Origin of the sequence: Vibrio sp. SCSIO 43009 (assembly GCF_023716525.1) — a bacterium.
Classification (GTDB): domain Bacteria; phylum Pseudomonadota; class Gammaproteobacteria; order Enterobacterales; family Vibrionaceae; genus Vibrio; species Vibrio alginolyticus.
On the sequence record NZ_CP071842.1, the window covers coordinates 2,053,025 to 2,066,822 of the forward strand.

Annotated in this window: 12 protein-coding genes; 5 read left to right on the forward strand and 7 right to left on the reverse strand. The window is 44.3% G+C overall.

Annotated features, from left to right (window positions below; genetic code table 11):
• The first annotated feature begins 224 nt into the window (after positions 1-224).
• From cls to J4N43_RS09585, 4 genes are all read left to right on the forward strand, one after another.
• Positions 225-1,679, forward strand: coding sequence for a cardiolipin synthase (gene cls, locus J4N43_RS09570; protein WP_005378105.1), 1,455 nt, complete (start codon positions 225-227; stop codon positions 1,677-1,679).
• A 211-nt stretch (positions 1,680-1,890) separates the two neighbouring features.
• On the forward strand, positions 1,891-3,096 hold the full coding sequence (locus tag J4N43_RS09575; protein WP_053349514.1) for a cystathionine beta-lyase: 1,206 nt from the start codon (positions 1,891-1,893) through the stop codon (positions 3,094-3,096).
• Positions 3,097-3,320: 224 nt separating this feature from the next.
• Positions 3,321-4,250: an esterase/lipase family protein gene (locus J4N43_RS09580; protein ID WP_136976062.1), complete on the forward strand. Its 930-nt coding sequence runs from the start codon at positions 3,321-3,323 to the stop codon at positions 4,248-4,250.
• Between the two features lie 12 nt (positions 4,251-4,262).
• The gene (locus J4N43_RS09585; RefSeq protein WP_053349512.1) at positions 4,263-5,123 is read left to right on the forward strand and encodes a lipase secretion chaperone; all 861 of its coding nucleotides are present in this window, start codon (positions 4,263-4,265) and stop codon (positions 5,121-5,123) included.
• Positions 5,124-5,156: 33 nt separating this feature from the next.
• Here J4N43_RS09585 and J4N43_RS09590 read toward each other — a convergent pair whose 3' ends face one another.
• The 7 genes from J4N43_RS09590 to pspA all read right to left on the reverse strand — a co-directional run bounded on the left by J4N43_RS09590 (position 5,157) and on the right by pspA (position 12,487).
• Complete coding sequence (locus tag J4N43_RS09590) at positions 5,157-5,714, reverse strand: DNA-3-methyladenine glycosylase I (protein ID WP_053349511.1); 558 nt, start codon at positions 5,712-5,714, stop codon at positions 5,157-5,159.
• A 72-nt stretch (positions 5,715-5,786) separates the two neighbouring features.
• Entirely contained in the window at positions 5,787-8,897 is a 3,111-nt protein-coding gene (vmeI, locus tag J4N43_RS09595) for an efflux RND transporter permease subunit VmeI (protein ID WP_158159620.1), read from the reverse strand.
• The gene (locus J4N43_RS09600; RefSeq protein ID WP_158159619.1) at positions 8,894-9,991 is read right to left on the reverse strand and encodes an efflux RND transporter periplasmic adaptor subunit; all 1,098 of its coding nucleotides are present in this window, start codon (positions 9,989-9,991) and stop codon (positions 8,894-8,896) included. The genes vmeI and J4N43_RS09600 overlap by 4 nt, the downstream gene beginning before the upstream one ends.
• Before the next feature lies 1 nt (position 9,992).
• Positions 9,993-11,024 (reverse strand): efflux RND transporter periplasmic adaptor subunit, encoded by a 1,032-nt coding sequence (locus J4N43_RS09605; protein WP_005378114.1) that lies wholly within the window; start codon positions 11,022-11,024, stop codon positions 9,993-9,995.
• 161 nt (positions 11,025-11,185) lie between these two features.
• A complete protein-coding gene (gene pspC / locus J4N43_RS09610; protein ID WP_017634673.1) occupies positions 11,186-11,575 on the reverse strand; it encodes an envelope stress response membrane protein PspC in 390 nt (129 codons plus the stop codon).
• Positions 11,568-11,801, reverse strand: coding sequence for an envelope stress response membrane protein PspB (gene pspB / locus J4N43_RS09615; protein ID WP_005378117.1), 234 nt, complete (start codon positions 11,799-11,801; stop codon positions 11,568-11,570). The genes pspC and pspB overlap by 8 nt, the downstream gene beginning before the upstream one ends.
• Before the next feature lie 14 nt (positions 11,802-11,815).
• Complete coding sequence (gene pspA / locus J4N43_RS09620) at positions 11,816-12,487, reverse strand: phage shock protein PspA (RefSeq protein ID WP_005378119.1); 672 nt, start codon at positions 12,485-12,487, stop codon at positions 11,816-11,818.
• A gap of 232 nt (positions 12,488-12,719) precedes the next feature.
• Here pspA and pspF point away from each other — a divergent pair, with 232 nt between their 5' ends.
• Positions 12,720-13,727 carry a phage shock protein operon transcriptional activator gene (gene pspF / locus J4N43_RS09625; RefSeq protein WP_017820869.1) on the forward strand — a complete coding sequence of 336 codons (1,008 nt, stop codon included), beginning with the start codon at positions 12,720-12,722 and terminating at the stop codon, positions 13,725-13,727.
• Positions 13,728-13,798 lie beyond the last annotated feature (71 nt).

Genomic DNA, 13,798 nt, shown 5'->3' on the forward strand with positions numbered 1-13,798 from the left:
AAAAAAGTACATTTATCGCACAAGTGTCGAGTTACGCAGGTTAAATGCTGCTTTTTTGTTCAAAAGTTAAAGAATGGCCTTATTTTTCACATTAAAATAACAGAATCAGCTGTTATGAAATTCGTTCCTCATATAAGGTCAATCCCACGTCTGAATGGGAAATCTATTCCCCCAACCCACTTTTATGCTTAATATCCTAGAAGGGCATATTACTCTGAGCGTATATGGACAAGTTTTATCACTTTCTTACTTTAGCTGGCATCGGGCTATATTGGTTACTGGTCGCAGGTGTGACCATTCGTGTCGTTTTAAAGCGCCGTGCAGTGAGCGTGTCTTTAGCTTGGCTAATGATCATTTATATCCTTCCCGTTCTGGGTGTCGCATGTTATTTCCTCTTCGGTGAACTGAACTTAGGCAGAAAACGAGCCGAACGTGCGAAAGAGATGTTTACACCATTCGAGAAGTGGTTCAGTCAGCTTAACGACTGTAACGCGCACAACCCAGAAACGATGGGAAGGCACATCTACCGAATTGATGAACTTTGTAACAACCGCCTTGGTCTTCCCGCATTGAGCGGTAATACATTGTCGCTGCAACAGTCACCTAATGAGATTTTGCATTCCATTATTGAAGACATCGAAAACGCGCAGAGCAGTATTCGAATGGTATTCTACATTTGGCATCCGGGTGGTTTGGCTGACTCTGTCGCTTCTGCACTTATCCAAGCGGCTAAACGCGGCGTAGATGTCAAGCTATTGCTCGATTCAGCAGGTAGTCCACGTTTTTTCAGAAGTCCTTGGTATCGAATGATGCAGGATGCTGGAATTGAAGTTATTCAAGCGCTAGAAGTGAAGATGTGGCGTATTTTCTTACGTCGTCTTGATCTTCGCCAACATCGCAAGATCATCGTAATTGATGATGAAATTGCTTATACCGGTTCAATGAACCTGGTTGACCCGGCTTACTTCAAGCAAAACAGTGGCGTCGGGCATTGGGTGGACATCATGGTTCGCATTACGGGACCAACGGTAAACGTATTGAGTGCCATCCACTGTTGGGATTGGGAAGTCGAAACTGGCGAACGTCATTTACCAAGACTACCTGAATGCAAGATCGATGAGAGTGAATTCCAACACCCTATTCAGGTTGTGCCTTCTGGCCCAGGTATGCCGGAATATCTGATCTATCAAGTATTAACATTGGCAATAAACCAAGCCAATCGCTCGGTACGAATCACAACACCATATTTCGTGCCCAATGCTGATTTACTCGAAACGTTAAAGATGACAGCACAACGAGGCATTGACGTTGAACTCATTATTCCCCATAAAAATGACTCTATGATGGTGCAATGGGCGTCACGCGCTTTTTATAGTGAGCTCTTGAGTGCAGGGGTCAAGATTTATGAGTTTTATGGTGGTTTGCTGCATACAAAATCTGTCGTAATTGACGACCAATTCTGTTTAGTTGGCACCGTAAACATGGATATGCGCAGCTTGTGGCTGAACTTCGAAGTGACCCTCGCCGTTGATGACGAAGAGTTCACCAAGCAAATGTCTTGGTTACAAGATAGCTATATTAAGCAATCTCACACTGTTGTATTGGAAGAATGGGAGAAAAGGAGCCTATTTTCTCGGTTCTTAGAGCGAGTGTTCTATCTCTTCAACCCACTCCTCTAATACCTCAAATACACCGACTAAAAAACCTCCAGCGCTACATGCATCCTGCTGGAGGTTTGTTCTTTTAGCTCCCTATCTACACGATACCTCTCGACATCATTACCTGTTCATCTTGGCTGTTATTGGCTGATAGTTGACTTTTCCCTTGCATAACCTACGTCGTCCATGTTTTAAATATTCAAAACCGCAATATTTAAGACAGGGAACTTTTATGTCAGAGGGAAAAAAAACCAAACTCATTACCGCTGGCCGCGATAAAAAGTGGACAAATGGTGTTGTAAACCCACCCGTTCAACGCGCTTCAACTGTGGTATTCAATACCGTTGCAGAAAAGAACCAAGCCACCATTAATCGTGCAAACAAAACGTTGTTTTATGGTCGCCGAGGCACCAACACGCACTTTGCTTTCCAAGACGCAATGGTTGAGATTGAAGGTGGAGCTGGTTGCGCGCTTTACCCTTGTGGAACGGCAGCAATTTCAAACGCCATCCTCTCTTTCGTTGAAACTGGCGATCACATTCTAATGGTGGACACTTGTTACGAACCAACTCGTGACTTTTGTAACACCATCATGAAGAAGATGGGTATCGAAACCACCTATTATGACCCAATGATCGGTGAAGGTATCCGAGACTTGATTCAGCCGAATACCAAAGTCCTTTTCTTGGAGTCTCCTGGTTCAATAACCATGGAAGTCCAAGATGTACCTACATTAGCACGCATTGCCCATGAGCAAGATATCATCGTGATGCTAGACAATACATGGGGAGCTGGCGTGAACTTCTCTCCTTTCGAGCATGGCGTAGACATTTCCATTCAAGCGGCAACTAAGTATATCGTTGGACATTCAGATGTCATGCTAGGTACTGCTGTGGCTTCTGAAAAGTATTGGGATCAGCTTCGTGAACAAAGCTACCTGATGGGTCAGTGCGTTTCTCCTGACGACGCATACCTAGGTCTTCGAGGTATTCGCACGTTGGATGTTCGCCTAAGACAGCACGCAGAAAGCAGTTTAAAAGTCGCTCAGTGGCTCGCTTCTCGCCCAGAAGTTGATCATGTCCGCCATCCAGCTTTAGAAACAAATCCTGGCCATGAGTTTTTCAAACGAGATTTCACAGGTGGAAACGGCTTGTTTTCATTTGTTCTCAAAACGTCTTATCCAAAAGCGACGACGGCTCTGCTTGATGGTATGAAACACTTCAGTATGGGTTACTCTTGGGGCGGTTATGAAAGCCTCATTCTAGCTAACGAACCTAAGAGCTTTAACAGCCTGAGAACCATAGCTCACCCACACTTTGAAGGTACTTTGGTTCGTATTCATATTGGCTTAGAAGACGTAAATGACTTGATCGCTGATTTAGAGGCTGGTTTTGCGCGTTATAATGCCTTAATGCTTGAAAAAGAAGCCTCCCTATAACAATGATTGAATCGCCCTGCATTGCGGGGCGTTTTTATAAGCCCCTGACTTAATTAGAATTAACTAACATTCACCCGAACCATCAATTAATGTTAATCATTTGTGTTGTTTTTCAATTGAGCAGTCACAGAATGAAATAATGTGCCACAAATAGGCTTTCCAAATTTAGAGTTTCTCTCCTACTTTTTATCATTCATAAGAGGTCATACCACAAGGAGATAGTTTTGAAACTCAAATTTATAGCGCTAATGCTTTTTACCTTAGTTACCGTCCCAATAACCTCCGTATCCGCTGCAACAGGTTATACCCAAACCAAGTATCCGATTGTTCTGGTTCACGGTTTGTTTGGTTTTGATACCCTGGCAGGCGTTGATTACTTTTTCGGAATACCACATTCCTTAACAAAAGATGGCGCTACGGTTTATGTTGCACAGGTATCCGCGACCAATAGCAGCGAAGTTCGAGGGGAGCAACTGCTTGCTCAAGTAGAAACCTTACTTGCAGCAACAGGCGCAGAAAAAGTCAATCTCATTGGTCACAGTCATGGTGGTCCAACAACGCGCTATGTTGCCTCTGTCCGTCCTGACCTAGTCGCATCAGTTACGAGTATAGGAGGCGTTAATAAAGGGTCTAAAGTAGCAGATTTAGTTCGTGGCACCGTATCTGAGGGTTCGGGTAGTGAGCAGCTCGCGGTAAAACTGGCGCAAGGCTTAACTACTCTTATTAATCTTCTATCAGGTGGTTCTGATCTCGACCAAGACCCTTTAGCCTCACTAGCAGCATTAACCACGGAAGGATCATTAGCGTTTAACCAACACTACCCGGAGGGAGTCCCTACCAGTGAATGTGGTAATGGTGACTTTCTGGCTTCAAATGGCGTTTATTACTACTCATGGACCGGATCATCCACTTTTACAAACGTTTTCGATCCGACCGACGCTGCCATGATGGTACTTGGCTTAGCCTTTGATGGGCCAAATGATGGCTTAGTTGGTGCGTGCAGCACACATTTGGGCAAAGTCATACGTGATGATTATCAAATGAACCATTTGGATGAAATTAACGGCCTACTCGGTATTCATCATCTTTTTGAAACCGATCCAGTCACGCTTTATCGCCAACATGCAAATCGTCTCAAACTTCAAGGTTTATAAGAGGTCATCACAATGAAGAAAGTCGCTCTCACCACTTTTATCCTGCTCTCGATATTTGGCGTGGGAGCGCTTTCTCTGTTGCAAAGCGACAAACAACAAGAGATAACCTCTAACCATTCGCCATCTCAGCAAGATATAACCGCCGATGTCTCTTCTCCAAAAGATTTCTTCGAATATTCTCTTAGCCGGCTGGGCGAAGAAGATCTCGATACGATCAAAGCGGAAGTCAATGATGACACTTTAGCAAAGCAAACTCTGAATATTGATGCCATACTTTTTCAAGCCTACCTTTCCTACAAGCAAGAACTCACTGCATTAGAGCCTTTTGAGCACAACCACCTAACGCTTGAACAGTTAACCATGCTGAATGAAGCAATACTGAACTTACAGCTTCAATACTTTAACGAGGTGCAGATAACCCAGTTGTTTGACGAAGAAAACCGACTTCGCCAGCTTGCATTAGAAAAGCTGACGATCAAAAAACAGGCATCGGATATCGAGAGTCAAACACACCTTCTCAATCAAGCGTTATCAGAACAACCGGATTACATACGAGAAAGTGAACGCAATAACGCATTAGCAGAGCAGCTCGAGCAAGCTTCTCAGCTTGATTCACAAGATAAGTACATCGCCCGTGTTGCTCTGGTAGGAGATGCCGGAGCGCAGAGGCTGCAAAAGCTTGATGAGCAAAGAGCATCATTTGAGACTCAACTCGCCACTTACTTAAAGCAGCGTCAAAATATTCTGAATAGGGATTTTCTAGGGCAAGACGAAAAACAGGCAGAAATCATTGCTTTAAGAAAACAAAGCTTCGATGCCACTCAATGGCGTCGAATCGAAGCTTTGGAACGTATTCATGATAGCCAGAACTAACAACATTAGCTTAATAGCCAAACGTTACTTATGCTACTTTTTAGGACATCCAACGATATGGTCATCCACCATGCCGACGGCTTGCATGAAAGCATAACAGATGGTTTCACCGACAAACTTGAAGCCTTTCTTTTTTAAGAATTTACTCATGGCTTTGGATTGCTCTGTCGAAACTGGCACGTCACTCATATGTTGCCATTGATTAATGATTGGTTCGCCGTCCACGAACTGCCACAACGCGTCTGATAAACTTCCGTATTCAGCAATTAACGCTTTGGCCGCTTTGGCATTACTGAAAACCGAGTTAATCTTTCCGCGATGCCTCACAACATCGAAGTTTTCCACGATGTATTCAGCGCGTTCTTCATTTCTTTGTTCCAACGCATCTAGGTCGTAGTTCTCGAACGCTTCTCTATACCCTTCGCGCTTTTTAAGAATGGTGATCCAACTAAGCCCGGCTTGCGCACCTTCCAACGTAATAAATTCAAACAGGACTTGGTCGTCATATACTGGCACGCCCCATTCGGAATCATGATATTCGCGCTCTAATGGGTGATTCATCGCCCACGCACACGTTTTTTGTTCTGTCATTATTCTTCCTTAAAAAGCGCCTCTAACTGATGAGCTAGAGGCGCGATATTTTTCATCGTTATATCAGTAGCACTAAGCCTTTTTCGGTACTGCCACTTTATGGAACAAACGATACAACACTGGCACGACAATCAGTGTCAGGACTGTCGCAAAACCCAAACCAAACATAATCGTAACCGCCATTGGTTTGAAGAAAATATCTGACAACAGTGGGATCATACCAAGGATCGTCGTGATAGCAGCCATACAAACGGGACGGACGCGACTTACCGCAGCATCAACGACCGCGTCATAAGCCTCTTTACCGGACTTCATTTCAATTTCAATTTGGTCCAGTAATACGATGCCATTTTTGAGCACCATTCCCGATAAGCTTAAGAAGCCGAGCAATGCCATAAAACCAAACGGCGTGTTGAGTGCCAACAAACCGGTAGTGACACCAATTAACGCCAGCGGCACGGTAAGCCAAACAATGAGTGGCTCTTTGATAGAGTTAAATAGGAATACAGTGATCAAGAACATGAACAAGTACCCCATTGGCATAGTAGTAAACAGTGACTCTTGAGCATCACCAGAAGATTCGTATTCACCACCCCACTCTAGTGAATAGCCAGGAGGCATTTGAATCGCTTCGATTTGGGGCTGTAAACGTTTTTGCAACGTCGATGCGGTTTCTTCACCTAGAATATCAGGGTCTGCCATCACAGTGAGCATACGCTTACGGTTCTTACGCACAATAATAGGATCCTCCCAACGCATGTCGTAACCCATTGTGACTTGTTGAAGTGGAATAAACTCACTCTGTGCTGGACTCCATATTTTCATGCCTTCGATGTTACGAATATCAATACGTTCATCTTCAGGTAAGCGAGCCACGATAGGCATGAGCGTCGTGCCGTCTCGGTAAAGGCCTATCGTCATTCCAGAGAATGACATGGACAAGAAGTCATCGACATCTGATTTTGTAATGCCATAGCGACGTGCCTGACTCTCGTTAAACTGCGGTTCAAGAACTTGGGTTCGTTCACGCCAATCATGCCTGATATTTGTTGCCTGAGGATCGGCGTACATGATGTCCTTGACCTGAGCGGCTATCGTACGAAGGACGGTTGGATCTGAACCAATAATGCGCGCTTCAATTTTTGCACCACCACCAGGTCCTAACTCAATCTGTTTGAGCTTGTAATTGATTTCTGGGTAGTTGGCTTTTAAATACTCTCGAAACTTCGCCATTAATGGTTTTAACGCTTCGTAGTTTTCCATACGAGTGGTTATCTCACCATAAGCCGCATAACTTTTCTCTGGCGCGTACGTTAACATGAAGCGCTGTAAGCCTTTACCTGCGGTCGTCGTGATATGGTCAACATGCTCTTGCTTAGCTAACCAACTTTCTAACTCTTTAAGCGTTGTGTTGGTTGCTCGAATATCAGTTCCTTCTGGCATCCATACATCTAACTGAAAAATAGGCGTTGTCGACGATGGGAAAAACGCTTGCTTCACAAAAGTAAATCCATAAACACTTGCCGCTAATCCCGCAATCAGCACCACAACGGTAAACCAAGCACGACGCATACAAAACTGAAGAAACTTTTTATAAATAACGAAAATAACCCCGTTATATGGATCATTTTCTTCCCCTTCACCTTGTTTAATCTTCTGGCCTTTAAAGAAGATGTCAGCAAAGAATGGTGTCAACGAGATAGCGGTAAACCAGCTCAACATTAAAGAGATCAGCAGAACCGTAAATAAAGTGCCACAGTATTCGCCCGTCGAGTCTTCAGACAGTCCAATGGGCGCAAATGCAGTTACCGCAATCACAGTTGCCCCAAGTAATGGCCACTTGGTTTGGGTAACGATGTCAGTCGCCGCTTGGAGTCGAGTTCGCCCTTTTTGCGTACCAATCAAAATCCCCTCAACCACGACGATTGCATTGTCCACCAACATACCTAACGCGATAACCAAGGCACCTAATGAAATCCGCTGCAAATCTATCGCGAGATACTTCATGAAAATGAACGTACCCAACACCGTCAGCAGTAAAATTAAACCGATAAGCAGACCTGAACGTAGCCCCATAAAGAACAGAAGTACGATAATGACGATACCGACAGCTTGAGCCAAGCTGACAACAAAACCGCTAACCGATTTATCCACCTCTTTAGGCTGACTGTAAATTTCCGAGATTTCGATACCAACAGGTTGTTGGTACTTTAGCTCTGCAAGGCGATGATCAAACGCTTTTCCGACTTCAACGACGTTGACGCCTTCAGCAAAAGAAACACCCACGTTTAGTGCGAGGCTGCCGTTAAAATTAATAATATTATTCGGGACTTCTACGTAACCACGTTTTATTTCCGTCACATCTTTCAAGAAGATGAGCCCCTGAGCACCCGACTCAGTAATCAACAAATCGCCTAGCTCATCCACACTCTGGAACTCGCCAGTCGGCTGAATTCTGATGTACTCATCACCAATTCTGATCGCTCCTGCGTCAGAAACTACGTTTTGCGTCGAAAGAAGATTAAACACGGTATCCGGAGCAAGACCTATACTGCTCAATTTTTTCATCGATACTTCGATGAACACTTGCTCTTGCTGTTGCCCAGATACCGAAACTTTACTCACGCCATCAACCAGTTCGAGCTCTCGGCGTAAGTAATCGACGTAATCCAGTAGTTCTTTATAGCTATAACCGTCGCCAGTCACCGCTAACAAAATCCCGTAAACATCACCAAAATCATCGATCACTTGAGGTTCATTCACACCTGGAGGCAACGTCCCTTTAAGGTCGTTCACTTTACGGCGCAACTCATCCCAAATTTGTGGTAGATCATCAGGGCCATAATTGTTCTTCATCGTGACCGTGATTTGAGATAAGCCTCGGCTAGAAATCGAATTTACTTCATCAACATAAGTAAGCTGCTGAATCGCTTTTTCGATTGGATACGTCACTTCTTCTTCGACTTGTTGCGGTGTCGCACCAGGGTAAGAGGTCACTACCATCGCATCTTTAATAGTAAAAGCAGGGTCCTCAAGACGCCCTAAACCAAAGAATGCGGCGATACCACCAATCAAAAATATCAGTGCGACCATCCAACTGATGACGCGATTTCGGATGAAGTACGCAGCAATACCGGTCACATCATCATCACTTTGAGGCACTGATTTATTAAGATCGCTCATAGACCGGCCTCCTGCGTAGCCATTTCCTGTATCACTTCCACTTTCATGCCATCCCTTAATCGAGAAACACCGGCAATCACAACTTTGTCTTTGAGCATGAGACCATCAAGGATTTGAATGGACGTTTTAGATGCCTTACCTGCTCGCACCTGTTTGCGCGATACCGTATTGTCGTCATTCAGTACCCAAACAAATTTGTTTTCGCGCCCCAGCTCGTCACCATCCGCATTAAAAATGGCTTCGATAGGGACATTAATTCCTAGGTTGAGATCAAGCCCAACATTCTCGTCTTTAGACGTTACTTCAACAGCCATCCCATCTAGGATATACTCTTCTTCCGGCATAGGAAGCGACAGTGTGACAGTAAACGTACCTGTTGTTGGGTCGGGTTCGGTTGTAAATTCTTTTACCGTCGCGTTATATTCGTTACCACTGGGCACGCGCACTAATGCTTTGATCGCGGTAAGCCTTTCTTCCGTTGGCGGTTGGTTCACATAGAGGCGGTCAGGAAGCTGAATCAACACTTCGACTCGCTCCAAGCTGTGAATATTAACGATATGCTGTCCGACTTGAACATTTTCGAATTGGTCGATATTAACTCGCGAAATAATCCCATCCACGGGCGCTTTTAAGGCAGTAAATGATAGACGAAGTTTGGCTAACTGAAGCTCAGCTAAGGCGATTTGTCGTTGTGCTGCAATTTCATCAAACTGAGACTTAGCTAATAGGCCTTTATCAACCAAAGGGCGTGAGCGGCGATACTGACTGTCGACAACAGAAAAACGCGCACTCGCATTATCTACATCCAACTCATAGTCAGTGGGATCTAGCGTTGCAATAACATCACCCTTCGTGACTTTGTCGCCCTCTTTTACCATGATGCGGCTGACTTCTCCTGTCACTCTGAAGCTCAAATGAGAGCGATCCGCTGCATTCGCAACCGCAGGGAAGTACAAGTTGTCATCCACCTTGTTTCCCGCTAATGACGTAACTCTAACTCGTGGCGTTTCGAGCTCTTTTTCTGGCGCCTTATCCCCACAGCCAACGAGAAAAAGCGTTGAAAGTAAAGTCGCTAGAGAGATGATTCCTTTCATATTACAACCCTCTTTCCTTAATCCACGCTCTTACCTTAATTCCGGGTTCAATTACACTGACACCCGAGATAATGATTTGGTCGCCATCGTTAAGCCCGGCTAACACTTGATTTTTGTCATTCATCTCAATTGCGGCTTTGGATACAATGCCTTGCTCATCGACACGCCAAACGTATGTTTTGCCGTTTTCTTCTAGCAACGCGGAGTTAGGAATCTTTGTCGCTCCTGCACTTTTGGACAGGAGGTAAGCATTGCCAGACATTCCCGGCAAAAGGCCAATTTCTGCTGGCCGCTCCATGACCATCGTGACTTTGTAACTGCCCGTTTTAGGGTCGGCTTCTGTATCGATTTCCTGAAAGGTTAAGTCAAAGGCTCGCTCGGGGAACGCATCAAATATCATTCTGGCAGAGACATCGCTCCCCTGCGTGTAACGATTTAGAAGATAGTCTGGGATTTGGAATATCACTTTGAGGAGTTGGTTGGACTGAATATTCATCACCCCTTCTTTCGCGGCAACATATTCATGGTTTTCTGCTGGAATGTACGAAATAGTTCCATCATATGGCGCGACAAGTTTGGTATACCTTAAGTTTGCCTTTGCTTGATTCCATTGAGCTTTTGCCGAGTTGTGGTTCGCTTTTGCCTCATCAAAATCTTGCTCAGATACTACTTGGTCTTTACGTAGCTTTTGGTATCGCTTGTATTGCACATCTGCGAGCAAAAAATTTGCCCGAGCTTGCTGTTCGAGCAGAGAATATTCATCTGGGTTTAATGACGCCAAAACATCACCTTTACTGACGACTTGACCTTCATTCACTTCTATCGTTTGAAGAAGCCCAGGAACTCGAAATGTCAGTACTGCTCTATCGCCAGCTTCCGTCGTGGCAGGAAAATGTCGCTCAAACTGGGCATTGCCAACAGATACTGTAAATAGCTTCGCAGGGCGCGATTCAGGTTCAGGAACAGGAGGAAGTTCTTTACCGCACCCCGACAAGACAGCCGAGATGGCAATAGGAATGAGCAATTTTCTCATTACATTCATCCATAAAAATTGGGGGATTATTTTTAAAGTAGATGAATTTTGAACGAACTTCCAGAGCAGAAAAGATTAATAGTGCTTTAAAATTAGTAATTTGTGATAAAAAAGCAGGCTTTATGCCTGCTTCAGTTAAATCTTCTTTGGATACAAAATGCCTAAAGCTTACTGAATTCTCTGTTCACCCTATATGTATCAGACGTAACATAAGCTTCCATGTTACGAATTTTGCCATCAAGACGGTCAAAATCCCTTTCCAACACACTGAGCAGTTGATCAGGGCTTTGCCCTTTCTGCCAAGGCTTACTTTTGAGCGTATGCTCTTGCTGCGCTCTGATATTTTCAGAATACGTTACTGGTTGCTTTTCTAACATAAACGCCATCGCGACGTACGCTAACAATACCAAAAACGTACCACCTAACAGCGCTGCAGAAATCACTACAATACGAATCAACCAAACTTCTGCACCAAAGTAGTTGGCAATACCGGCGCAAACACCGGAGATTTTGCCATTTACTGGATCACGATACAGTTCTCGATTATTCATACTTGCGTCTCCATGTTGGTGACTCAGCATCCAAGATGCGCTCCAATGTATCAACTCGGGACTGCATCGCTTCTGCTTTTTCAGATAGTACCTGAAGGCGCTCTAAATCCTGGCTCGACAGTGCACTATCTGTTTTGCGTTTGCTGCGATAGTGTAAGAAGAGCCATAGTGGAGCGACAAAGATTAAAAAGACAATCACTGGTCCTGCTATAAAAAATGCCGACATAAATGGCTCCTTTCTTATTTATCTTTCGATGACATCTGTTCTTTCAGTTTTGCCAACTCTTTTTCAATTTCGTCTTGTGCCTGCAACTCTGCAAACTCTTGTTCTAGCGATTTAGCATTACCGGTTTGAGCATACAGGTCTGCTTCCGCTTCCATTTCATCCACTTTACGTGAGTATTGCTCGAATTTCGCCATCGCTTCATTAGTACGGCTAGTGTGCAGGTGTTTTTGCACATCACGACGGTTAGATGCAGTTTGGTTACGAATTGCTAGTGCTTGCTGTTTTGCGCGCGTTTCAGCAATTTTGCTTTCCAACTTACCAATCTCGCCAGTAAGCTTATCGATCGTTTCTTCCACTAAGGTTTGCTCAGTGTGGAGGCCTTTAATCACTTGCTCTAGCTTTTGCTTTTCAATTAACGCTGCACGAGCTAGATCTTCACGCTCTTTAACTAATGCTAAGCTCGCTTTTTGGCCCCATTCGCCAATTTGCTCTTCTAACGTTTCAACCTTACGAGCCAACTCTTTCTTGTCTGCAATCGCTTTAGCCGAGTTAGTACGCACTTCAACAAGTGTGTCTTCCATTTCTTGAATGATAAGACGGATCATTTTTTCAGGATCTTCCGCCTTGTCCAGTAATGCACTGATGTTTGAGTTAACGATATCTGCAAATCGAGAAAAAATACCCATAACGGAACTCCTCTTTTTTCCTATTAAAACTCGACAAGGTGGTGATTAACCTTGTGTCTCCCTGAATATATAACAAGTAACGTGCCAACTTATAATTTTCTTTTAAATCAGAGTGTTATTCATTTTGTTGTCGTTACACACTATTGTGCTATGATGTTTTTCACCAACTGTTGGTGAAATTTACCAACTCTATCTCTAAATCATGGCTCGGCTGTTAAATAAGAAGGACTTTATGAAGCAAAACCTGATTGGTGAATCACCTGCTTTTCTCGCTGTACTAGATAAAGTATCACAACTTGCACCCATTGAGCGCCCTGTCCTCATCATTGGTGAACGAGGTACGGGTAAAGAACTCATCGCTCAGCGTTTGCATTATTTATCAAGACGTTGGGATAAACCACTACTATCACTCAACTGTGCGACATTAAGCGAAGGGCTAATAGATTCCGAATTGTTTGGACATGAATCCGGCTCCTTCACAGGCTCTAAAGGTAAGCATAAAGGGCGTTTCGAGCGTGCCGAGGGCGGTACTTTGTTTCTTGACGAGCTGGCGACCGCACCACTTTTAGTTCAAGAAAAGCTATTACGCGTCATCGAATATGGTGAATATGAGCGAGTTGGCGGTCATACCGCTCTCAATGCGGATGTTCGACTTGTTTGTGCAACCAATGCCGACCTACCAAAATTGGCAGAGCAAGGTGATTTTCGTGCAGATCTGCTCGACAGGCTAGCCTTCGATGTCATTATGTTACCGCCTCTTCGCGAGCGCAAAGAAGACATTCTCTCTTTAGCAGAGCACTACGCGATGAAAATGTGTCGTGAACTGCAACTGGAATACTTTGTCGGTTTTACCCCAAAAGCGCAGCAGTCGCTTATTGAATATGAATGGCCCGGTAACGTCCGCGAACTAAAAAACGTGATTGAACGTGCGATTTACCAACATGGTCTGAATGCTCACCCAATTGATGAACTGGTTTTCAATCCTTTTGAAACGGTTTGGCACAGCGCGCTTGGCCATAGTGCAAAACAAGCAGAACAACAAGAAGAGGAAGCATCAAGCAACACCATCCAATTCCCTCTAGACTATAAACAATGGCAAGAGGAACAAGATATCCATTTACTCAATCGTGCATTGGAAGAAGCCAAGTTTAATCAACGACAAGCAGCCGAGCTACTTGGCTTGAGCTATCACCAATTACGAGGGATGGTTAGAAAATATGGTTTGGTCGGACAAAGCTAACTTGACCGAGAGTACTCAATCAATACACGAGCTCGTGACTGCGCTCTAATTCGCATGCATTTATGGCATAA

Coding starts and splice junctions, on each gene's coding strand:
- cls (WP_005378105.1), top strand. CDS start 225: ATGGACAAGTTTTATCACTTTCTTACTTTAGCTGGCATCGGGCTATAT.
- J4N43_RS09575 (WP_053349514.1), top strand. CDS start 1,891: ATGTCAGAGGGAAAAAAAACCAAACTCATTACCGCTGGCCGCGATAAA.
- J4N43_RS09585 (WP_053349512.1), top strand. CDS start 4,263: ATGAAGAAAGTCGCTCTCACCACTTTTATCCTGCTCTCGATATTTGGC.
- J4N43_RS09590 (WP_053349511.1), bottom strand. CDS start 5,714: ATGACAGAACAAAAAACGTGTGCGTGGGCGATGAATCACCCATTAGAG.
- vmeI (WP_158159620.1), bottom strand. CDS start 8,897: ATGAGCGATCTTAATAAATCAGTGCCTCAAAGTGATGATGATGTGACC.
- J4N43_RS09600 (WP_158159619.1), bottom strand. CDS start 9,991: ATGAAAGGAATCATCTCTCTAGCGACTTTACTTTCAACGCTTTTTCTC.
- J4N43_RS09605 (WP_005378114.1), bottom strand. CDS start 11,024: ATGAGAAAATTGCTCATTCCTATTGCCATCTCGGCTGTCTTGTCGGGG.
- pspC (WP_017634673.1), bottom strand. CDS start 11,575: ATGAATAATCGAGAACTGTATCGTGATCCAGTAAATGGCAAAATCTCC.
- pspB (WP_005378117.1), bottom strand. CDS start 11,801: ATGTCGGCATTTTTTATAGCAGGACCAGTGATTGTCTTTTTAATCTTT.
- pspA (WP_005378119.1), bottom strand. CDS start 12,487: ATGGGTATTTTTTCTCGATTTGCAGATATCGTTAACTCAAACATCAGT.
- pspF (WP_017820869.1), top strand. CDS start 12,720: ATGAAGCAAAACCTGATTGGTGAATCACCTGCTTTTCTCGCTGTACTA.